At 69.6% G+C, this 19,561-nt stretch carries 20 protein-coding genes and 1 riboswitch; of the genes, 12 read left to right on the top strand and 8 right to left on the bottom strand.

The annotated features are described in order from the left end of the window. Positions 1-23: 23 nt before the first annotated feature. Positions 24-1,598, bottom strand: a complete 1,575-nt coding sequence (locus AC07OZ_RS20155; RefSeq protein ID WP_495468862.1) for a DUF4832 domain-containing protein — start codon at positions 1,596-1,598, stop codon at positions 24-26. A gap of 277 nt (positions 1,599-1,875) precedes the next feature. On the opposite strand from AC07OZ_RS20155, the gene AC07OZ_RS20150 reads away from it, so the two are divergent. Further along, a complete protein-coding gene (locus tag AC07OZ_RS20150; RefSeq protein ID WP_495468861.1) occupies positions 1,876-2,079 on the top strand; it encodes a hypothetical protein in 204 nt (67 codons plus the stop codon). 40 nt (positions 2,080-2,119) lie between these two features. On the opposite strand, the gene AC07OZ_RS20145 is transcribed toward AC07OZ_RS20150, so the two are convergent. The 7 genes from AC07OZ_RS20145 to AC07OZ_RS20115 are packed head-to-tail and all read right to left on the bottom strand — an operon-like array spanning position 2,120 to position 8,542. Next, positions 2,120-4,261 (bottom strand): flagellar biosynthesis protein FlhA, encoded by a 2,142-nt coding sequence (locus tag AC07OZ_RS20145; protein WP_495468860.1) that lies wholly within the window; start codon positions 4,259-4,261, stop codon positions 2,120-2,122. Further along, positions 4,258-5,406, bottom strand: a complete 1,149-nt coding sequence (flhB, locus tag AC07OZ_RS20140) for a flagellar type III secretion system protein FlhB (protein WP_495468859.1) — start codon at positions 5,404-5,406, stop codon at positions 4,258-4,260. The genes AC07OZ_RS20145 and flhB overlap by 4 nt, the downstream gene beginning before the upstream one ends. Further along, a complete protein-coding gene (locus AC07OZ_RS20135; protein ID WP_495468858.1) occupies positions 5,399-6,199 on the bottom strand; it encodes a flagellar biosynthetic protein FliR in 801 nt (266 codons plus the stop codon). The genes flhB and AC07OZ_RS20135 overlap by 8 nt, the downstream gene beginning before the upstream one ends. A 47-nt stretch (positions 6,200-6,246) precedes the next feature. Next, positions 6,247-6,516 (bottom strand): flagellar biosynthesis protein FliQ, encoded by a 270-nt coding sequence (gene fliQ, locus AC07OZ_RS20130; protein WP_495468857.1) that lies wholly within the window; start codon positions 6,514-6,516, stop codon positions 6,247-6,249. After that, positions 6,513-7,319 (bottom strand): flagellar type III secretion system pore protein FliP, encoded by an 807-nt coding sequence (fliP, locus tag AC07OZ_RS20125; RefSeq protein WP_495468856.1) that lies wholly within the window; start codon positions 7,317-7,319, stop codon positions 6,513-6,515. Before fliP ends, fliQ begins: the two co-directional genes overlap by 4 nt. Continuing rightward, positions 7,316-7,657, bottom strand: a complete 342-nt coding sequence (locus AC07OZ_RS20120) for a FliM/FliN family flagellar motor switch protein (RefSeq protein ID WP_495468855.1) — start codon at positions 7,655-7,657, stop codon at positions 7,316-7,318. Before AC07OZ_RS20120 ends, fliP begins: the two co-directional genes overlap by 4 nt. Positions 7,658-7,663: 6 nt before the next feature. After that, the gene (locus tag AC07OZ_RS20115; protein WP_495468854.1) at positions 7,664-8,542 is read right to left on the bottom strand and encodes a FliM/FliN family flagellar motor switch protein; all 879 of its coding nucleotides are present in this window, start codon (positions 8,540-8,542) and stop codon (positions 7,664-7,666) included. Positions 8,543-8,994: 452 nt separating this feature from the next. Continuing rightward, positions 8,995-9,110, top strand: a riboswitch (cyclic di-GMP riboswitch). A gap of 554 nt (positions 9,111-9,664) precedes the next feature. On the opposite strand from AC07OZ_RS20115, the gene fliE reads away from it, so the two are divergent. From fliE to AC07OZ_RS20060, 11 genes are all read left to right on the top strand, one after another. Continuing rightward, positions 9,665-10,000, top strand: coding sequence for a flagellar hook-basal body complex protein FliE (gene fliE, locus AC07OZ_RS20110; protein ID WP_495468853.1), 336 nt, complete (start codon positions 9,665-9,667; stop codon positions 9,998-10,000). A 19-nt stretch (positions 10,001-10,019) separates the two neighbouring features. Beyond that, positions 10,020-11,885, top strand: coding sequence for a flagellar basal-body MS-ring/collar protein FliF (gene fliF, locus AC07OZ_RS20105; RefSeq protein ID WP_495468852.1), 1,866 nt, complete (start codon positions 10,020-10,022; stop codon positions 11,883-11,885). After that, positions 11,869-12,906: a FliG C-terminal domain-containing protein gene (locus tag AC07OZ_RS20100; protein ID WP_495468851.1), complete on the top strand. Its 1,038-nt coding sequence runs from the start codon at positions 11,869-11,871 to the stop codon at positions 12,904-12,906. The genes fliF and AC07OZ_RS20100 overlap by 17 nt, the downstream gene beginning before the upstream one ends. Continuing rightward, positions 12,903-13,676, top strand: coding sequence for a flagellar assembly protein FliH (gene fliH / locus AC07OZ_RS20095; RefSeq protein WP_495468850.1), 774 nt, complete (start codon positions 12,903-12,905; stop codon positions 13,674-13,676). Before AC07OZ_RS20100 ends, fliH begins: the two co-directional genes overlap by 4 nt. Next, entirely contained in the window at positions 13,676-15,007 is a 1,332-nt protein-coding gene (gene fliI / locus AC07OZ_RS20090) for a flagellar protein export ATPase FliI (RefSeq protein ID WP_495468849.1), read from the top strand. The genes fliH and fliI overlap by 1 nt, the downstream gene beginning before the upstream one ends. Further along, on the top strand, positions 15,004-15,531 hold the full coding sequence (locus tag AC07OZ_RS20085) for a flagellar export protein FliJ (RefSeq protein WP_495468848.1): 528 nt from the start codon (positions 15,004-15,006) through the stop codon (positions 15,529-15,531). Before fliI ends, AC07OZ_RS20085 begins: the two co-directional genes overlap by 4 nt. A gap of 83 nt (positions 15,532-15,614) precedes the next feature. Then, positions 15,615-16,973, top strand: a complete 1,359-nt coding sequence (gene fliD, locus AC07OZ_RS20080; protein WP_495468847.1) for a flagellar filament capping protein FliD — start codon at positions 15,615-15,617, stop codon at positions 16,971-16,973. A 26-nt stretch (positions 16,974-16,999) separates the two neighbouring features. Next, on the top strand, positions 17,000-17,386 hold the full coding sequence (fliS, locus tag AC07OZ_RS20075) for a flagellar export chaperone FliS (RefSeq protein WP_495468846.1): 387 nt from the start codon (positions 17,000-17,002) through the stop codon (positions 17,384-17,386). Between the two features lie 13 nt (positions 17,387-17,399). Next, on the top strand, positions 17,400-17,732 hold the full coding sequence (gene fliT, locus AC07OZ_RS20070) for a flagellar protein FliT (protein ID WP_495468845.1): 333 nt from the start codon (positions 17,400-17,402) through the stop codon (positions 17,730-17,732). Then, the gene (locus AC07OZ_RS20065) at positions 17,729-19,057 is read left to right on the top strand and encodes a flagellar hook-length control protein FliK (protein WP_495468844.1); all 1,329 of its coding nucleotides are present in this window, start codon (positions 17,729-17,731) and stop codon (positions 19,055-19,057) included. The genes fliT and AC07OZ_RS20065 overlap by 4 nt, the downstream gene beginning before the upstream one ends. Further along, positions 19,054-19,560 (top strand): flagellar basal body-associated FliL family protein, encoded by a 507-nt coding sequence (locus tag AC07OZ_RS20060; RefSeq protein ID WP_495468843.1) that lies wholly within the window; start codon positions 19,054-19,056, stop codon positions 19,558-19,560. The genes AC07OZ_RS20065 and AC07OZ_RS20060 overlap by 4 nt, the downstream gene beginning before the upstream one ends. Position 19,561 lies beyond the last annotated feature (1 nt).

The following is a 19,561-nucleotide window of genomic DNA, read 5'->3' as shown; positions in this document are numbered from 1 at the left end:
CCCAGGCAGTCAACAAGATCTCGTCACTTCACGTCGACCACGGTGCCGAGCGAGAACGCCCCCAACGTGGTGTCCCATCGCTGTTCCGACGCGGCGTTATCCGCATTGGCCCAGCGGATCGAGAATCGCGCGTCGGTGGCCAGACGGGCATCGCCGTCGGGCAAGGCCACGCTCACCTGATAGCGACCGGCCGGCAGATCCGCCGGCACGGAAGCGGCAAGTGTCGCCGTCTGGTCGACGCCACTGGGCAGCCACGTGCGCGGGTCCGCGCCGGAGGCATCGATGCGACGCACCGCGCCGCTCGTCGCGTGCTTGAGCACCAGCTGCACACCGCGCGGATTGAACACGCGCGCCCAGCCGTCGTTGCGAAGATCCAGCTTCAGCGTCAAGGGCTGACCCCGCGTCACCGACGCCGCGTGCGACGCCTTCACCAGCGCCAGCCGATAGCCCATCTTCCGGCGCACTTCGGCCATGCAGCCGCCTTGCACCCACTTGTCGTGGAAGGCGGTGCGGTAGTACTCGTCGTTGAGGTAGGTCAGGTTGTAGCGGGCGCCTTCGGCGAGGATGTCGGCGCACTGGCTGCGAGGCACCGCGCCGGCTTCGTCGGCCGGGTTGCAGGTCTCGCCGCCGAAGGGCGCCAGATCCCCCAGCCGATCGACGTAGTCACGCTGCTTCGTCGCGGTGGTCGTGTTGTCGTCGTACGTGCCGACATCCGTCTTGCTGGCGAGGAAGCAGTCGTTGTGCACCCCGACGCGCAGGCTGCCGGTCAGCACCGCGCTCAAGCTTGGCAGTGTCGGCGTGCCGTCCATCACATACGGCGGATACCGCAGCTGGATGAACCGGCTCGCCGGCAGTGCGGCGAGCAACGCATCGCGGATCTGGTTGCGGCTGGCCGCCGCGGTCAGGTTGTTGGAGGAGGTGTGCCACTCCCCCCACGCGCCGATGAAGCCTGCCTGCATGAACGCGATGACGTCCGCGTTGCGCTGAAGCACCGGCTTGAACTGCGTGATGTGCGCGAGCACGCGGGACAGCGGCGCGTCCTTGGCGTTCTGGTAGTCGACCTCGGATTCGGGATAGTTGTAGACGACACGGATCACGAGCTTCACGCCGGCGGCGCGCGCGTGGTCGAAGGCGGTCTCGACCTGCGCGAGCAGTGCCGGGGTCAGGTCTGAACCGCGATAGGCCGACAGATCCAGCTTGGAGAACAGCAGGCGGTAGCCGGCCTTGTAGGCGTCATCGGCGTCGGCGCGGGTAAAGGTGTCGAGGTTGGCCCAGGTCCAGCGGTAGAAGCCGCGCTCGGGGTTGGGGAGCTCGGCGTCGGTCGCGGTGAAGGTGGCGACCGCCTGGGGATCGTCGGTGCCGGCGGGCGGCACCGGCGTCGGTGTCGGCGTGGTCGTCGGTGTCTCCGGCGTCGTTGGCGTAGTCGGCGCCGTCGGCGAGCTGGCACCAGTGGGTGGCGGAGTGCTTGCCACCGGCGGCGGCGAGGCCTCGCTCGATCCCGATCCGCCGCCGCAGGCCGTGAGGATCGCCATCGAGATCGCCGCGGCGATCGGACTCATGCCCAGGAACGGACGGCGGAGGAGGCGTTGCTTCTTCATGGATGCGGGCTCATTGGCTGGTTTGTTGCCAATGTATTTCTGCCGAAGCCGCGATCTCCGCAACCGGGCGCAACAGAGTGCATCGCGGGCGGTGTTTGGAAAAACTCTTTCGAGGTTTCAAGGGGCGAAAGCTCGTGTAAAGCGAGCCAGTCGCGACACACCCGAAGGTGGGTTGTCATCTGTGTTTGGTCAAAGGACGCGCGTCAAAACGCGTTCGTTCAATTCTGGGCAGAACCGGCCGCCGCAGACTTTCTGCTTCGTTGATTGAGGTGATGCCATGAAACCCTGGGAGATTGCTGCACGTGTGTGCCGACCCATGTCGACCGAGGAGGCACTGCGACTGTCTGCGGCAAAACACGGATTCCGCGAATTCGGTGATATCGATCCGGAGATCGAGGACAAGTTCCGGAAGATGCTGGACAAGATTGAGCGCGAGAAGGTGGCCGCAGTGGGTAAGGATCACCCGTCCGGAAAGACCTGATGACTCGGAGATCATCGGCAGACGCAGGGGCGTCTGGCACTCACCCCAACGTCCCCACCACCGCAATCTCCTTCTGATCCGGCACCTCGTTGTACGAGAGCACAGCCAACCCGGGCGCGAAGAGCCGGGCGTATCGCGCCAGCAGCGGCCGCACCTGCGGCATGACGAGCAGCGCCGGTGGCGCGCCCAGCGACTTCATCTGGTCCCGCGCGCCCGGCATGTGCTGCTGCAGCTGCGACAGCAGCTGCGGGTCCACCGGATAGCTGTCCAGCTGCACCTTCGCGCCGCCCGCGCGCGCTTGGTTCAGCGCATTCAGCAGGTGGTTCTCCAGATCGCTGCCGAGGTTGAAGACCTTCAGCGCGCTCAGCGCGCCCTGCGGTCCCTGCAGCTGCGACACGATCTGCCGCTTCAGCGCGCAGCGCACCTCCGCCGCCAGCAGCACCGGATCCTTCGTCGCCTCCGCGTTCTCGACCAGCGTCGACGCGATGCTCTGGATGTCCTTCACCGCCACGTTCTCGGCCAGCAGCAGCCGCATCACCTTCAGCAGCTGCGCATGCGTGTACGCCTTGTCCAACGCACCGCCGAGCTTCGGGGCGATCGCGTTCAGGCGCTCCATCAGCGCCGCGATGTCGTCGAACTTCAAGAGCTCCGGCAACTGCTCGCGCAGCACCTTCGAGACGTGCGTCGCGACGACGCTCGCCACATCGACGACCTGGTAACCGAGGCCCAGCGCATGCGCCTTGTGCTCCGCCTCGATCCACGTGACCGGCATCGCATACGCCGGATCGAACCCGGGGATGCCGTCCAGGTCGCCCCACACCTGGCCCGAGGCGATCGCCATCAGCCGGTCCGGATAGACCTCCGCCTGTGCCACCACCGCGCCGCTCAGAGAGATCGCGTACTGGCTCGGCTTCAGCGACAGGTCGTCCCGCACCGACAGCGTCGGCAGCAGCACGCCCAGCGACTCGCTCAGCGACTGCCGCATCCCGCGCACCCGCGCCTGCAGCGGCGCGCCCTGCGCCGGATCGATCAGCCCGACCAGCTTGTAGCCCAGGCTCACCGACACCGCCTCCACCACGGGCAGCGCGCGCCAGTCGATCTCCGGTGGCGCTCCGGCAACCAGTGCGCTCTCCACCGGCGCCGCCGGCTGGATGCGGTCTCGCGACCGGTCCCCCATCCGCCAGCCCGCATACGCCAGCGCCACCGTGAACGCGCCGAAGGCCAGCCACGGCATGCCCGGGATCAGCGCCAACACGCCCATCACGCCGGCCGCGCTGTACAGCACCTGCGGCGAGGCCAGCATCTGCTCGCTGACCTGCTGCTCGAACTCGCCTGAGTCGCTGACCCGCGTCACGATGATCGCGGCCGCCGCCGACAGCAGCAGCGCCGGGATCTGCGCGACCAGGCCGTCGCCGATCGTCAGCAGGCCGTACTGGCGGATCGCCTCGCCCAGCGACAGCCCGTGCATCAGCGCGCCGATCGCGACGCCGCCCACCAGGTTGATCAACAGGATCAGGATCGAGGCGATCGCGTCGCCGCGCACGAACTTGCTCGCGCCGTCCATCGCGCCGTAGAAGTCCGCCTCCGTGCCGACCTCCTGCCGCCGCTTCTGCGCCTGCTCCTGGTTGATCAGCCCGGCGTTGAGGTCGGCATCGATCGCCATCTGCTTGCCGGGCAGCGCGTCCAGCGTGAAGCGCGCCGAGACCTCCGAGATCCGCTCCGCGCCCTTGGTGACGACGATGAAGTTCACCACCATCAGGATCACGAACACCACCAGGCCGACGATGAAGTTGCCGCCGATGACGACGTTGCCGAAGGCCTCGATCACCTTGCCCGCCGCGTGCGTGCCCTCGTGGCCGTGCAGCAGCACGACGCGTGTCGAGGCGACGTTCATCGACAGCCGCATCAGCGTCGTCGCCAGGATCACGCTCGGGAAGATCGAGAAGTCCAGCGGCCGCTTGCTGTTCACGCTGACCAGGATCACCACCAGCGACAGCACGATGTTGAACGTGAACAGCACGTCCAGCAGCACCGGCGGCAGCGGCAGGATCACCATCGCCAGGATGGCCAGCAGGAACAGCGGTGCCGCCACGCGGAGGTCGCGCAGCTGCTGGCCGACGCGGCCGAAACGGCTGGCGGCGGCGGTCGCGGAGGAAGACGAGGAGGGCGGGGAGGACTTCATTCGGACTCCGGATCGGAGAGGTGGCGCGGCACCGGCAGGTCGGGCGCCAGGCTCGGTTCGGTCGGGCGGCGGCCCGCGTGGAAGGCCTTCAGCTGCATCACGTAGCTGAGCACGTGCGCGACCGCCTGGTACAGCGACGCGGGAATCTGCTGCTGCACCTGCGAGCTGTTGTAGAGCGCGCGCGCCAGCGGCGGCAGCTCCAGCAGCTGCACGCGGTGCTCGCGCGCGAGCGAGCGGATGTAGAGCGCCATCTCGTCGACGCCCTTGGCGACGACGTAGGGCGCCTCGGCCTTCGTGCTGTCGTAGCGCAGCGCGACGGCGTAGTGCGACGGGTTGACGATGACGACGTCGGCCTCGGGCACGGACTTGCGCACGCTGCGCCGCGCCAGCTGCTGCTGCAGTTGCCGGATGCGCTGGCGCACTTCGGGCCGGCCTTCGTTCTGCTTGTATTCGTCCTTGACCTCCTGCTTGCTCATGCGCTGGTTGCGCAGGAACAGCAGCCGCTGCAAGGGCACGTCGACGAGCGCATAGAACGCGAGCACCGCCGCGAGCGTCAGCAGGCCGTCCATCACCAGCGAGGCCGCGCGCGCCAGCGCCAGCGGCAGGCTCAGCGCCTGCAGCTGCACGTACTGCGCCGCGTAGGCGGTGGTCACCCAGTACAGCATGGCCAGCACGCCGCCGGTCTTCATCAGCGTGGCGGCAAGCTCGGTGTAATGCTTGGCGCTGAAGAGCCGGCCGAGGTTGCCCAGCGGATTCAGCTTCGAGAATTTCGGCGCCCATTGGGATGGCGAGAACACGAGGCCCCCGCCGAGCTGCGTCGCGAGGATGACCGCGGCGGGGAGCGCGAGCAGCGGCATCAGCATCTTGGCGAGCAGCCACAGTGACTCATGCGCCGCTTCGCCCCAGAGCGCGTCCAGCCCTTGCAGCGCGTCGTTGCCGTCCAGCGGCGCGAGCGCCAGCCGGAACAGCCGCGCGAAGTCCTCGAGGTAGGACGGCGCGATCATCATCAGCAGCTTCAATCCGGCCAGCAGACCGATGGCCGCGCCGATGTCCTTGCTGCGCGCGACCTGGCCCTGCTCGCGCGCCTTGCGCAGCTTCTGCTCGGAGGCCTTCTCGGTCTTGTCGGCGGTGTCGGATTCAGCCATGAACGCCTCCGACGCCGGGCACGCCGCGCATGCCTTGTTCCAGCATCCGCAGCAACTGCTGCGTCATGCGCAGGTAATGCGCCGGCACGTGCGCCAGCATCTGCGTGAGCATGAACAGCCCGAACAGCGTGACCAGCGAGTAGCCCAGCGAGAACAGGTTCAGCGCCGGCGCCACGCGGTTCAGGAAGCCCATGCCCAGCTGCACGACCAGCGTCGCCGCCACCACCGGCAGCGCCAGCAGCAGCGCCGCCGAGAACACCCACGCGAGGTTGTAGGCCAGGTTCTGCAGCGTCAGCAGCGCGAGTCCCGCGCCCAGCGGCCAGGCGCGGAAGCTCTCGCCCAGCACCGCGGTGAACAGCAGGTGGCCGTCCATGCCGAAGAAGGCCAGCACGCACAGGATGTTGAGCAGCGCGCCGACGACGTCCGACGAGCTGCCGTTGATCGGATCGTTCATTACCGCCATCGCCAGGCCCAGCTGCGACGACAGCAGGAAGCCCAGCACCCCGATCACGGCGATCGCCAGGTGGAAGGTGAGGCCCATGGCCAGGCCGAGGACGGCCTGCTCGGCCGCGGCCAGCACGCCCTGCATCGAGAAGACCGGGATGTGCACGGCGGTCGACTGCGCGATCGGCATCATGACCACCGCCAGCACCAGCGACAGCAGCACGCGCGCGGACATCGGCATGCCGGCGTCGCCCATCGTCGGCGCGGCGACCAGCATCGCCAGGATGCGGCAGAAGGGCCACCACAGCGCGCTGAGCCAGGCGGTGAGCTGGCTGAAGTCGATCTCCATGGGGCGCTTTCCCTGCGAGTCGGGCTACAAGTCGAGCGACGAGTCGGCTACGAGGCCAGCTGCGCCGCGCGCTCGAAGATCGAGACGCAGTAGTCCATCAGCAGGCCCACCATCCAGCGGCCCGCCACGCCCAGCACCAGCAGCGTCACCAGCAGCCGCGGCAGGAAGGCCAGCGTCTGCTCGTTGATCTGCGTCGCGGCCTGGAACAGGGCCACGATCAGGCCCATCACCAGCCCCGGTAGGATAAGCACCAGCACCAGCAGCATCGTCAGGTGCAGGCTCTCGCCGATCAGGTCGGCGGCGATCTCGGGCGTCATCCCGCGACTCCGCGCACGCTGGACACCAGCGTGTTCACCGTCAGCGTCCAGCCGTCCACCAGCACGAACAGCAGCAGCTTGAGCGGCAGCGAGATCACCAGCGGCGACAGCATCATCATGCCCATCGCCATCAGCACCGAGGACACCACCAGGTCGATCACCAGGAAGGGGATGAACAGCATGCAGCCGATCTGGAACGCAGTCTTCAGCTCGGACAGCGTGAAGGCCGCGAGCTTCACCGGGAAGCTGTGGTCCTCAGGCTTGGCCACGTTGGTCTCGCCGGCCAGCTGCGCGATCTGCGCCAGCGCGCTCTTGCCGGTCTGCGCCAGCATGAAGCGCGAGATCGGCTTCTCCGCGATCGCCAGCGCCTGCATCAGCGTGATCTTGTCGCTGTCGTAGGGCAGCATCGCCTGCTCGTAGATCTGCGTGCCGATGGGGCGCATCACCAGGATCGTCAGGATCAGCGCGATGCCCGTCACCAGCCGGTTCGGCAAGCCCTGCTGCAGACCCAGCGCCTGGCGCAGCAGCGACAGCACGATCACGAAGCGGGTGAAGCTCGTCATCATCAGCACCAGCACGGGCAGCAGCCCGAGCAGGGTCATGATGACCAGCACCTGCGTCTTCAGCGTGAAGTCGCCGCCGCCCGCGCCGGCGCCCGCGATGCGGATCGCCGCCATCGCCGGGTCGGCCGCGATCGACGCGAGCGCCAGCAGGCCGCCCAGCGCGGCGAGCCGGGGCGCCCACGGGCGACGCGCTCCCCCCGTCCGTGGAGCGCCGCGATCGATCGCGTCCCCAGTCCTCATGAACCCAGCCGGTCCAGGTCCAGCCCGTCGATGTCGAGCACGCGCAGCGCGTGGCTGTCGCCGCTGACGACGACTTCGGCATGGCCGATCGCCGTGCCGTTCACCTTGATCACCAGCGGCGCGCCGGCCAGCGTGTCCAGCTCGACGACGCTGTCGGCCTGCAGCTGCGCCAGGTCGTGCAGCGACAGGCGCGCCTCACCGACCTCCAGCGTCAGCGTCACCGGGATCTTGCGCATCAGCGCGGGCAGGTCGCGGCCGGCCGGTCGGTGCTCGACGACCTGGGCGTCTTCCGCCATCGGTTCGTCGAGCAGGCCGGCGATCAGATCGGTATCGCTCATCATCAATCACTCCAGGTCTTGGAAAGAGGTCAGGCACAACTTGCCCTGGTGTTCGGCGACGGCCGCGCTCATCAGCGCAGAGCCTTCCACCATCACGGTCGCGTCGGTCAGCCGGATCGGGATCAGCGCGCCCGGGCGCAGGTCCAGCACGGTGCCGAGGTCCAGCTCGCGCTCCAGCAGGCGGGCCTGCAGCGTCAGCGCCAGGCGGCGGTCCAGCGGCTGCTGCTGCGCCGCCGGCCGCGACGGCCGGTGCTGCGCGGACAGCTGTCGCAGCAGCGGCAGCAGGTAGGCGCCGGCCAGGGCCAGCGAGATCGTGGCTTCCTGCTCGCCGTCGCGCAGCGCGGCGACCAGCTCCCAGCCGTCAGGGCCGAAGGCGGGCAGGGCGCCGCCCTGCAGCGGCGGCAGATCGCTCGCGAGGGTCAGGTCTTGCGTCGCATCGCCATCGGGCCGGGAGGCCTGCTCCAGCCACTTCACGCACAGCCCGGCGAACTGGCCGGCGAGCAGGTGCAGCAGGCGGTCCTCGGTCGCGGTGGGCGGCGTGTCGGCGGTGGCCAGCGCGGTGTCCTCGCCCAGGCCGAGGCGCTTGGCCATCAGCGCCAGCACCAGCGGCCGGTCGATGCGGCAGGCCAGCAGGCCCGACGGCCCCGTGGCGCGCAGCCAGCGCGACTCACCTGCGTCCTGGCGGGCGCCGTCCAGTGGCCGCAGCGTCAGCGCGTGCAGTTCATGGCGGCTGTGATACCGGCGGTTCCACGGCAGGACGAGCTGGCGCTGCAGCGCCTCGCGCAGACGCTGCGCCACCTGCGGCAGCAGGTGCACCGGGCGGCCCAGGCTGCGCGGGTCGAGCGCGGCGGGCCGATGCGGCGGAGCGGAGAGTGGCTGGTTCATCCGTGGTTCCAGATATGAAGGGGGAGGCGTTTCGAAAAAACTGTCATGCGACAACGTCTGGGTAACCGTCGCACGGCAAATACGTTTCACGCCATAACCAGCGAATTCTAGGAATCGATGCTGATTTCGGCCAGCATTGGAACTGCTGGTTCGGCACATGCGGGGAATAAATCACAAACCACCGGCTGCGTATCGCACATCGCAGAATCTGCCCGCTTAAGTGCTGTCCTGGGTCGGTCGCTAAATACCCCGACGAGCGTGGGGTGGTTCGTTTTTTCACATTTATCAATCCCGAAACAAAACCGACTTAATTCAAGGCAAATGCGCGAGTAGCGGATCACCGTCATGGGGATATCGACGCCAAGTCGTGACATCCGTCACACCGGCGTACGCTGTTTTGGTGCGGCGCAAAAAGGGTTCTTGTTGCGCACGCTCACAGTGGCTACAGTCCGGACACATCAGGGCACACCCGAGCGAAAGCCGGGGTCGCAAAGCCTCCGGTCTACCGTCGGGCGCCAGCTGAAACCCTTTCAGCCAGGCGCCGGATCACGATAGCGGGGTTGCCAGACCTGAGTCTGCGAGCCGCGTGACGCGTGGTTCAAAGGCGCTCGCCTGCCAGGCCTCATCCGGGCCTGTTGTGACCCTGCCTGCCCCTCGCCGAGGTGCGCCCGTCTTGCAGAGAGAAGGACGGACATGGCCATTCACAGACATCCTTTCATTCCCTGACCCGGCCCGCGACGGTGCCGCCGGACGCAAGTCCGCGGTGTCGCCGAGCCCGAATGCGGTCGCGCCGCCGCATGGGTTCCGGATATTCCCCAGATTCTCGAAAACCGATATCGCAGCCAGTTTGGCGCGAGGGGGTTTCTTCGTCTGAATTGTGGAGATTGAAACTGTCTGTAAATAGCGAGGAAATGTCGCGACAAAAATACGTGCCGCCAACGCGGTGACAAAAAGAACGGCGACATTCCATCCGTCATGAATCTCCGGCCTGGAGATTGAAAGATATAGCCGCCGAAACCGCGCCATTAACCTGAGGGAATGGGCGGATGAGGTGAATGAATGGTCACGGGAAAACCCGCGCCGTCCGGCGTGGTCAGGTCCCTCATTGCCCGGAGCAAAGGTATGTCGGCTGTGATGCTCAATGCCGCCATCGGTCAATCGACGATGGAATCCCTGCTGAAACAGGACAGCGTGCGGCTGCAGCAGGACGCGCAAGCGCTTTCACAAGGCGCGGGCGATAACCTCTCGTCGATGGGTTTCGAGCAGATGCTGCGGCGCGTGGACGACCGCGACCAGGACGCCGCCGCCCGCATGGAGGCGGTCGAGCGCGGCGAGAGCGACGACCTCGTCGGCGCGATGCTCGCCAGCCAGGAAGCCAGCCTGTCGTTCTCGATGCTGATGCAGGTCCGGAACAAGGTTGCCGGCGCCGTGGACGAGCTGATCAAGATGCAGCTCTGAGGCCTGCGGGACGACCACGATGAACGAGCTGCAGACCCTTCAGAACGCCACCGGCAACACCGGTGACAGCGGCGCGCCGGCCTGGCGCCGCCGCCTCGGCCAGGTGCTGGGTGGCCTCAACCGGGCGACGCCCTCCGCCGGTGCCGGCGTGCCGTTGCTCCGCTCGGCGGCGCCGCTGCTGATCCTCGCCGCCGTCGTCACCGCGTTGGTGCTGATGCTGCTGTGGCGCGACCAGGCCGGCTACAAGCCGGTCTTCGGTCAGCGCGAGCACGTGCCGACCGCCGACGTGCTGTCGGTGCTCGACGCCGAACACATCGCCTACCGCCTGCATCCCGAGAGCGGCCAGGTCCTGGTGCCCGACTCGGACCTGGGTCGCGCGCGCATGCTGCTCGCCGCGAAGGGCGTCGTGGCCAAGCTGCCGGCCGGCCTGGAGCTGATGGACCAGAACGACCCGCTCGGCGTGAGCCAGTTCGTGCAGGACATCCGCTTCCGCCGCGGCCTCGAGGGCGAGCTCGCGCAAAGCATGATGGCGCTCGATGCCGTCGAGGGCGCGCGCGTGCACCTGTCCGTCGCGAAGAGCAGCTCCTTCGTGCTGAACGACGGGCAGAAGAGCTCGGCCTCGGTCGTGTTGACGCTCAAGCCGGGCCGTTCGCTCAACCATGAGCAGATCGCCGCGGCGATCAACCTGGTGGCGGGCTCGGTGGCCAACCTCGATCCGTCGCGGGTCAGCCTGGTCGACCAGCAGGGCAACCTGCTGTCGGCGCGCGTCGACATGAGCGAGGGCTTCGACGGCGGCGCGCAGGGCAACGAGGCGCAGCGCCGCATCCAGGACGACATCCGCCGCAACGTGCACGAGCTGCTGGCGCCGGTGCTGGGCGAGCAGAACTATCGCCTGAGCGTCACCGCCGACGTCAACAACGACCGCGTCCAGGAAACCCGCGAGCAGTACGGCGACTCGCCCAAGCTGACCAACGAGGCGATGCGCGAGGAGCAGGATCGCGAGCGCATCGCGCTGGGCGTGCCGGGCTCGCTGAGCAACCGCCCGCCGGCCGCGCTGGCGGCCGCCGCCGCGTCCGCGGCGCAGGGCGAGGACCCCAACGCCGCGAATGCCGCGAACGCCAACAGCAACACCGCCCGCAAGAACGCCTCCACGCGCCAGTACGCCTACGACCGCTCGATCACGCAGGTGAAGAAGAGCCGCGGGCGGCTGGAGCGCCTGAGCGTGGCCGTGCTGCTGAACACCGCTGCCGCGCCCGGCGGCGCGAAGGACTGGACGCCGGCCGACCTGCAGAAGGTCGAGAAGTTGCTGGGCGGCGGCCTGGGCATCGACACGCAGCGCGGCGACAAGCTGAGCGTCTCCACGCTCGCCTTCCCGGCGCCACCGGTCATCGAGCCCTGGTACCAGCAGCGCGACACGATCGTCGAGTTCGGCGGCTGGGGCGCGTATGCGCTGGCCGCATTGCTCGGCTACCTGCTGCTGGCGCGTCCGCTGCTGCGCATGGGTCAGCACGCGCTGGGCATGGGCGGCGCGCGCCAGAAGGACAAGCGCGGCGAGGGTCGCAACGACGATCGCGCCGATCGCCGCAACGGCCCCGAGATCACGCCGCTGGAGCCGCTGTCCGGCGCCATGGGCAACGGCGCGCAGCCGGTGACGCCGTCGGGCGACGGCGCTCCGGCGCTGGGCGGACCGATCGGTGCGCTGGTCGGCGCCGCGCAATCCGGATCGGCCGTCACGCCGCTCCTCGAGAACTACGAACTGCCGCCGCCGGGATCCCCGGTGGACGTGCTGGTGGACCACCTGAAGGTGCTCGCGGCCAAGGAGCCGGAGCGGGTGGCGGAAGTCGTCAAGCAATGGGTGCAGAAGAAAAATGGCCGAAGCGAGTGATTTCATTCCGCCCGGCAGCGCTTCGTCGCTGAGCCCGGTCGAGCGTGCCGCCATCGTGCTGCTGAGCATGGGCGAGGAGCCCGCGGCCGCCGTGCTGCGCTGCCTGTCGCGCGACGAGCTGCTGGACGTCACGCAGGTGATGTCGCGGCTGTCGGGCATCAAGGTCGACTGGGTGCGCACCTCGCTGCAGACCTTCTTCGACGACTACCGCGAGCAGAGCGGCGTGCACGGCGCGTCGCGCACCTACCTGAAGCGCTCGCTGGACCTGGCGCTCGGCGGCCAGATCGCGTCCAGCGTGCTCAACAGCATCTACGGCGACGCGATCCGTCCCAAGATGCAGCGCCTGCAATGGGCCTCGCCGAAGTGGCTGGCCGAGCAGATCAGCCATGAGCACCAGCGCATGCAGGCGGTCTTCCTGGCCTTCCTGCCGAGCGCGCTGGCCGGCGATGTCGTCGCCGCGCTGCCCGAGGGGCCGGCCGGCGGCCGCGACCGCGTGCTGCTGCAGATGGCGCGCCTGTCGGAGGTCGATGCCGAGCTGCTGGTGGAGCTCGAGGAACTCGTCGAGCGCTGCCTCTCCGGCCTCGGCCAGCAGGGCGCGACCGTCGAGGGCGTCAAGCAGGTCGCCGAGATCCTCAACCGCATGCCCGGCCAGCGCCAGCAGATGGTCGAGCTGCTGCGCGCGCACGACCCGGGCGTGGTCGGCGAGATCGAGTCCTCGATGTACGAGTTCTTCATGCTCTCGCGCCAGAGCGAAGCCACGCTGACGCGCCTCATCGAGGAAGTGCCGCTGGAACTGTGGGCGGTCGCGCTCAAGGGCGCCGAGCCGCCGGTGCGCGACGCGCTGCTGGCCGCGATGCCGCGCCGCCAGGCGCAGAGCTTCGAGGACCTGATGCGCCGCGGCGGCCCGATGCCGATGAGCCGCGTCGAGCAGGCGCGCGCCGAGATCATGGCGCAGGTCAAGGCGCTGGTGGACGCGGGCGAGATCCAGGTCCAGCTGTTCGCCGAGGACGTCGTCGAATGAAGACGCTGCGCCCGCATCGCTTCCCGCCGCTGGCCCAGGTCGGCCGCGCGTCCTCGCTGCTCGACGGGCAGTCCGGCGCGCAGCTGCAGGCCAGCCTCGCGCAGGGCTTCCAGGAAGGCCTGGCCAAGGGCTATGAGGAAGGGTACGCGAGCGGCCTGCAGACCGGCACCGACGAGGCGCGCAGCGCCGCCGAGGTCGCCGGTCACGCGCAAGGGCTGGCGGCCGGCCGCGAGGATGCGCGGGCGCTGCTGGTCAGCCCCGTGGCCGCGGTCGACACCTTGCTCACGCATCTCTGCCAGCTGCAGCAGGACTACCAGTCCGCGATGCGGCGCGAGGTCGTCGAGCTGGTCGAGCGCGTCGCGCGCCAGGTCATCCGCGCCGAACTGACGCTGCGCCCGACGCAGCTGATGGCGCTGGTCGACGAGACGCTGTCGGCGATGCCGCCGGCGCGCGATGGCGTCGAGGTCTTCCTGAATCCCGAGGATCGCCAGCGCCTGCTGGAGCTCGGTCCCGAGCGCGTGCACGAATGGACGCTGCACGCCGACGCCTCCCTGGACCCGGGCGAATGCCGCGTCATCGCCGGCGGCCGCGAAGCCGATGCCGGCTGCCGCCAGCGGCTGGCCGCCTGCATGGATCAGGTCCGCGGTCAGTTGATGCCTGAGACCACGATCGATGGCCACGGTGGCGGTGATGCGGCGCAGGCGCAACCGTACTCGCCCACCGCGGCCGGCGCGCTCGATGCGCTCGACACGACCGGGGAGGGCGTCTGATGATCAGCAACGCGCTGCGCCGCGTCGAGCTCGGCGACGTGCCGGTGTCGACCCCGACCGGCCGCCTGGTCGGCGCCTCGGGTCTGCTGCTCGAGGCGAGCGGCTGCACGCTGCGCACCGGTCAGCGCTGCCTGATCGAGCAACGGCTCGAAGGTGCGAGCGAGGGCTCGCCCGACGGCTGGCTGGCGGCGCAGGTCGTCGGATTCCGCGACCAGGTCGCCTACCTGATGCCGTTCAAGAAACCTGACGGCCTGGCTGCTGGCGCCCGCGTGCTGCCGGCGCCGGAGCGCTCGTCGCTGATGATCGGGCCGCAGTGGCTGGGCCGCATCGTCAACGGCCTGGGCGAGCCGATCGACGGCCGCGGCCGCCTCGGCGGCGACCTGCCGCTGCAGATGGTGCCGCCCAAGGTCAATCCGCTGCGCAAGAAGCCGGTGCACGAGCCGCTCGATGTCGGCGTGCGCGCCATCAATGGCCTGCTCACGCTGGGCCGCGGTCAGCGCGTCGGGCTGATGGCCGGCTCCGGCGTCGGCAAGAGCGTGCTGCTCGGCCTGATCACGCGTAACACGGTCGCCGACGTGGTCGTCGTGGGCCTGATCGGCGAACGCGGCCGTGAGGTGCGCGAGTTCATCGATCTGTCGCTGGGCGCCGAAGGCCTGGCGCGCGCGGTCGTCGTCGTGGCGCCGGCGGACGAGTCGCCGCTGATGCGCCTGCGCGCCACCGAGCTGTGCCACAGCATCGCCGCCCACTACCGCGACCAGGGCCAGCACGTGCTGCTGCTGGTCGATTCGCTGACGCGTTACGCGATGGCGCGGCGCGAGGTCGCGCTTGCGCTCGGCGAGCCGCCGGCCACGCGCGGTTATCCGCCCTCGGTCTTCAGCCTGCTGCCGGAACTCGTCGAGAGCGCCGGCAACGGCGAGGGCGACGGCAGCATGAGCGCGATCTACACGGTCCTCGCCGAAGGCGACGACCAGCAGGATCCGGTCGTCGACACGGCCCGCGCGATCCTGGACGGCCACATCGTGCTGACGCGCGCGCTGGCCGAGCGCGGGCACTACCCCGCGATCGACGTCGCGCAGTCGATCAGCCGCTGCATGGCGCTGGTCGCCGACCGCGGCCAGCAGCAGGCCGCGCGCGAGATCAAGCAGCTGATGGCCCGCTTCGAGCAGGTCCGCGAACTGATGCCGCTGGGCGCCTACGTGCCCGGCGCCGATCCGGCCACCGACCGCGCCGTCGCGCTGTGGCCGCGCATCGAAGCCTTCCTCCACCAGGGCACCCACGAGGGCGCGCCGCTGGTTTCGACACAAGCCCAACTGACGGAGGTGCTCGCATGAGCGGCAGCCAGGATTCGCTGCGTCGCAGCCTCGGCAAACTGGCCGAGCTGCAACAGCTCCAGCTCGACCGCCAGCAGGCGAAGCTGGTCGCCCAGCAGCAGCTGTGCCAGCGCGTGCAGGGCACGGTCGACCGGCTGGACGCGCTCGGCGCGCAGGCCACGCTGAGCGGCGTCGCCTTGCCCGGCCTGGCGCAGAACAGCGCCGCCTACAAGCAGGCGATGCGCGGCTGGGCCGACCAGCAGCGCGCCGAACTGGCGCGCCGCGAGGCCGAGCTGGCACTGGCCAAGGCCGACACGCTGGCCGCCGCCCGCAAGCAGGAGACGCTGCGTCAACTGGTGGACCGCGCGGATGCGCGCGTCCGCGTCGAGCAGGCCCGCCGCGACCAGAAGGGGCAGGACGAGATCGCATCGCAGAGCGCCCAGAACGACAGCGCCTATGGCGGCCTGAGCGCCTTCGGCGGTCTGGGTTCCCTGGGCGGCTTCGGTCCCATGACCCGCATCACCGATCGGGGGAATCGTGGCTGAGCGCGCGCCCCTTAAGTTCCGGCCGTTGCCGGTCGCCCACCACAAGGGAAGTCTCAACCCCGGACCTTGTGGAGGAGCTCGCCATGGCGACTAGTTTCGATCCGACCTCGACGGCCACCAGCCTGGCCACCGCGTACACGCAACCGACGCAGACCCTGCTGGATGCACAGACCAAGGCGGCGCAGACCGCGTCCACCGGCCTGACCAAGCTGCAGAGCGCGCTGAGCGCGTTCAAGACGGCGCTGGCCGCCTTGTCGTCCAAGCCCGGCCAGTCGGTCACGCAGTACAGCGCCACGCCCAGCGACAGCACGGTGATGACCGCGACCGCCGCGGCCGGCGCGCAGCCGACCAGCACGCCGCTGTTCGTCGAGCAGCTCGCCACGACCAACCAGGTCGCCTTCCAGGACCTGCCGGCGGTGCCGGCCGGCCCGGGCAGCATGTCCGTGCAGCTGGCCAACGGCAGCAGCTTCAACGTCGACCTCGCCAGCGCCGACGGCGACGGTGACGGCACCTTGTCGCAGACCGAGATCGCCCGCGCGATCAACACCGCGGCCAACGGCAACGCCACCGCGATGGTCGTGACCGTCGGCGGCGCGACGCAGCTGGTGCTGACCGCCGGCGTCAGCGGCGCGGGCGGCAAGCTGACCATCGACACCTCGGGTCTGTCGGGACCGCTGAAGACCGCGCTGGACGACACCAGCAAGCGCAAGGAACTGGTCGGCGCGCAGGACGCCGTCGTCTGGCTGGGCGCGCAGGGCACCGGCGTGCGGCTGCAGCAGGCCAGCAACACGGTCACCGCGATCCAGGGCGTGTCCATCACGCTGAAGAAGGCGCAGGTCACCGGCGAGTCCCCGGTCACGCTGACCGTCGCCCGCGACGACTCGGCCACCAGCGCCAAGCTGCAGAGCTTCGTCGACGCGTACAACACGCTGGAGAAGGCGCTCGACGACCTGACCGTCGTCGGCAAGGAAGGCACCGCCAACGGCGCCTTCGCCAGCGATGCCGGCGTGCGCGCGCTGCGCGACCGCATCGGCAACGTGCTGCGCAACGACTACGCCGGCGCCAACCTGCGCACGCTGGGCGTGTCCATCGGCCGCGACGGCAGCGCCTCCCTCGACAGCGCCAAGCTGAGCAAGGCGCTGTCGGCCACGCCCGACGCGCTCGACAAGGTGCTGGGCTCGACCGCGCTGTCCAACTCGTCGGGCCTGCTCGGCGCGATGGACAAGCTCGCCGACACCTGGACCAACAGCTCCAACGGCCAGATCAAGCAGCGCCAGACCACGATCCAGTCGCAGCAGAAGAGCATCAGCGACCGCAAGCTGCGTCTGGACCAGCAATACAACCAGGCGTACACGCGCTACCTCCAACAGTTCACGCAGCTGCAGAACCTGCAGACGCAGCTGGGTGGGACGGGCAGCCTGTTCGACGCCGTCTCGGCCTGACCGCCGGGAAGACCGATGACCCCACGATGAGCCACGACGCCTACCAGAGCTACCAGTCCGTCCATCTGCATGCGCAGACCGCGCAGGCCTCGCCGCTCCAGCTCGTGCTGGTGCTGATGGACGGCCTGCTCGACGAGCTCGCCCGCGCCCGCGCCCACATCGAGGCGCGGCGTTTCGAGCTCAAGGCGGCCAGCCTGGACAAGTGCGTCGCCATCATCAACGGGCTGTCCAGCGCGCTGGACCTGGACACGGGCGGCGAGGTGGTCGCGAGCCTCGCCCGGCTCTACGACTATTGCGCCGAGCGGCTGTACCGCGCCGGCATCGAGCTGGACGTCGCCCTGGTCGACGAGGTCCGCGGCCTGCTCACGCAGATCCGCGGCGGCTGGCAGGGCGTGCAGGCCCGTCACGGCTGAGGAAGGACCGGCGATGCCTCACTCCCTCCGCGCCGTGCCCATCACCGCCCGCCTGCAGATGCTGGGCGAGCGCCTGCGCGATGCCTTCGCGCAGCGCAACTGGACCGCGCTGGCCCGCACGGATGCCGAGCTGGCCCAGCTGCTGGGCAGCCTGGCCGCCGCGGCCCTGTCGCCCGGCGAGCGCGCCGCGCTGCAGCAGCTGCGCAAGCTCCACCAGCAGATCAGCGGCGAATGCCAGCGCGAGCTCGAGCGCCTCGGCCAGACGCTGGAACAGATGCGGCAGCAGCGCCAGGGGTGGTCCGCGTATGCGGAATCCGCCGACTGGGGCACGGAGGCGCAAGCATGACGATGACGATGAATCCAATGGCCGCGGCCGCCGCCGCTTCGACTTCCGCCGGGACGAGACCGGGGCTCAATCCCGGCAACGCGGCCGGCGGCAAGGCAAGTAACGCGGGAAGCGCGGGAAGTGCGGGAAGTGCCGACAAGACGGCGTCTGCGGCGGTCGCGGGGCTGCCCTTCGCGCCGTTGATGGCGCCCGTGAGCGACCGCGATGCGTCGATGCCGCAGGCTGCCGATGCGCAGGCTGGCAGCGCCGATGAGAACGTCGACGTGCTCGACGCGGCGCTGATGCAGGCGCTCGACGAACTGCTGGGCCGCGGTCCGGCGGCCAACACGGGCGACGCTGCGATCGGCGTCGTCGCGGGCGGCGCCCGGCCGGAAGGCAAGGACACCGACTCCGACACGACGACCTCGCCGGAGAACGCCGCGCTGCCGACGGACGCGAGCGCACCGCTGATGGCGATGCTGATGCCGACCTTGATGCCCGCCGTGATGCCGCCGCCCCCCGCTGCGCGCGATACGGCCGGCACGACGGGCCGCACGGCCAATTCGACCGCCGCGGCCGGCGCGGCCAGTGCGGCGGCGACCCTGCAGACCGCGACCGTTGTGCCCTCCGCGCTGACCACCGACGCGGCCCGCCTGTTGGCGCTGCACGGTGCGGACACGGTCGTGGTCCCGGCGAACCCGGCCGACGCCGGCGCGTGGCAAGGGCTGCAGCGCTGGAGCGCCGACCTGATGACGACGATGGCGCAGGGCGCGGGGAACGGTGCCACCGGCATTGACCTCGGAGCCTCGACGACTTCGACGACTTCGACGCTCACGCTGCCCGCCTCGCGCGAGGCCTGGCAGCAGCCGCTGATGCAGGCCCTCGGCGACCGGTTGCAACTGCAGATCGCGCAGCGCGCCGACAGCGCGCGGCTCCACCTGGAGCCGCCGCAGCTGGGCCGCATCGAGATCGACATCCGTCAGCAGGGCGGGGCGCTGCAGGTGCAGCTGTCCGCGAGCAATGACGACGTGCGCCAGCAGCTGCGCCAGATCGCCGAGCCGCTGCGCCATGAGCTGGTGCAGCGCCATGCGGGCGATGTCTCGGTGCTGGTCGCCTCGGGCGCGCAGGCGGCCGGCGACGGCCGGGGCCGCGACGGCGCGGCCGCGGGCGGCCAGCCGCAGCAGAACGGTCAGCAACGCGACGCGCAGCGCCAGCCCGGCCGCGCGCTGCAGGACGACGACCAGGGCGCTTCTGGCGCTTCCAGCGCTTCCGGCGCCTTCGCCTTCGCGGACGCGCTCGCCGGGAACGCCGGCGCGACCGGCGCCAACACGAGGACCACGCGATGAAGAGCAGGACCAAGTTGATCGGCGTGATCGCCGTCGTCGCGCTGCTGGCCGCCGGCGGTGCCGGCGCCGCCGTGTGGTGGATGAAGGCCGACGGCACGAAGACGGCCGCCGGCGCCGATGCCGCCCATGGCGGCAAGGACGCGAAAGACGCCAAGGACGCGAAGGACGATGGCAAGCCCGCGCCCGACTACAAGTACGTGACGCTGGACAAGGTCCTCGTGATGCTGCGCGGCCCGAACGGCTCGGCGGTGTCGCACTACATGGCGGTGGACATCGTCTTCAAGACGCTGCCCGAGCAGGAGAAGCGCACCAAGGACCACCTGCCGCTGCTGCGCACGGTGGCGGTGAAGGCGCTGTCCACGCACACGGTCGAGAGCGCGCAGACGATGAGCGTCGAGCAGTTCGCGGAACTGCTCAACAAGGCCTATGCCGAGAGCTACGCGGCGGACCGGCGCGACGCGCCGTTCGCCGAGGCGCTCATCGGCAAGCTGATCATCGAGTGAC

The sequence above is a fragment of the Roseateles sp. GW821-FHT09G03 genome (assembly GCF_059416045.1).
The sequence above is the reverse complement of the archived record's forward strand: the minus strand, read 5'-3'. Positions and strand labels throughout refer to the sequence as shown.

Excerpts from the sequence above, each read along its gene's own strand:
- AC07OZ_RS20155 (WP_495468862.1), bottom strand. The coding sequence starts at position 1,598 with ATGAAGAAGCAACGCCTCCTCCGCCGTCCGTTCCTGGGCATGAGTCCG.
- AC07OZ_RS20150 (WP_495468861.1), top strand. The coding sequence starts at position 1,876 with ATGAAACCCTGGGAGATTGCTGCACGTGTGTGCCGACCCATGTCGACC.
- AC07OZ_RS20145 (WP_495468860.1), bottom strand. The coding sequence starts at position 4,261 with ATGAAGTCCTCCCCGCCCTCCTCGTCTTCCTCCGCGACCGCCGCCGCC.
- flhB (WP_495468859.1), bottom strand. The coding sequence starts at position 5,406 with ATGGCTGAATCCGACACCGCCGACAAGACCGAGAAGGCCTCCGAGCAG.
- AC07OZ_RS20135 (WP_495468858.1), bottom strand. The coding sequence starts at position 6,199 with ATGGAGATCGACTTCAGCCAGCTCACCGCCTGGCTCAGCGCGCTGTGG.
- fliQ (WP_495468857.1), bottom strand. The coding sequence starts at position 6,516 with ATGACGCCCGAGATCGCCGCCGACCTGATCGGCGAGAGCCTGCACCTG.
- fliP (WP_495468856.1), bottom strand. The coding sequence starts at position 7,319 with ATGAGGACTGGGGACGCGATCGATCGCGGCGCTCCACGGACGGGGGGA.
- AC07OZ_RS20120 (WP_495468855.1), bottom strand. The coding sequence starts at position 7,657 with ATGAGCGATACCGATCTGATCGCCGGCCTGCTCGACGAACCGATGGCG.
- AC07OZ_RS20115 (WP_495468854.1), bottom strand. The coding sequence starts at position 8,542 with ATGAACCAGCCACTCTCCGCTCCGCCGCATCGGCCCGCCGCGCTCGAC.
- fliE (WP_495468853.1), top strand. The coding sequence starts at position 9,665 with ATGTCGGCTGTGATGCTCAATGCCGCCATCGGTCAATCGACGATGGAA.
- fliF (WP_495468852.1), top strand. The coding sequence starts at position 10,020 with ATGAACGAGCTGCAGACCCTTCAGAACGCCACCGGCAACACCGGTGAC.
- AC07OZ_RS20100 (WP_495468851.1), top strand. The coding sequence starts at position 11,869 with ATGGCCGAAGCGAGTGATTTCATTCCGCCCGGCAGCGCTTCGTCGCTG.
- fliH (WP_495468850.1), top strand. The coding sequence starts at position 12,903 with ATGAAGACGCTGCGCCCGCATCGCTTCCCGCCGCTGGCCCAGGTCGGC.
- fliI (WP_495468849.1), top strand. The coding sequence starts at position 13,676 with ATGATCAGCAACGCGCTGCGCCGCGTCGAGCTCGGCGACGTGCCGGTG.
- AC07OZ_RS20085 (WP_495468848.1), top strand. The coding sequence starts at position 15,004 with ATGAGCGGCAGCCAGGATTCGCTGCGTCGCAGCCTCGGCAAACTGGCC.
- fliD (WP_495468847.1), top strand. The coding sequence starts at position 15,615 with ATGGCGACTAGTTTCGATCCGACCTCGACGGCCACCAGCCTGGCCACC.
- fliS (WP_495468846.1), top strand. The coding sequence starts at position 17,000 with ATGAGCCACGACGCCTACCAGAGCTACCAGTCCGTCCATCTGCATGCG.
- fliT (WP_495468845.1), top strand. The coding sequence starts at position 17,400 with ATGCCTCACTCCCTCCGCGCCGTGCCCATCACCGCCCGCCTGCAGATG.
- AC07OZ_RS20065 (WP_495468844.1), top strand. The coding sequence starts at position 17,729 with ATGACGATGACGATGAATCCAATGGCCGCGGCCGCCGCCGCTTCGACT.
- AC07OZ_RS20060 (WP_495468843.1), top strand. The coding sequence starts at position 19,054 with ATGAAGAGCAGGACCAAGTTGATCGGCGTGATCGCCGTCGTCGCGCTG.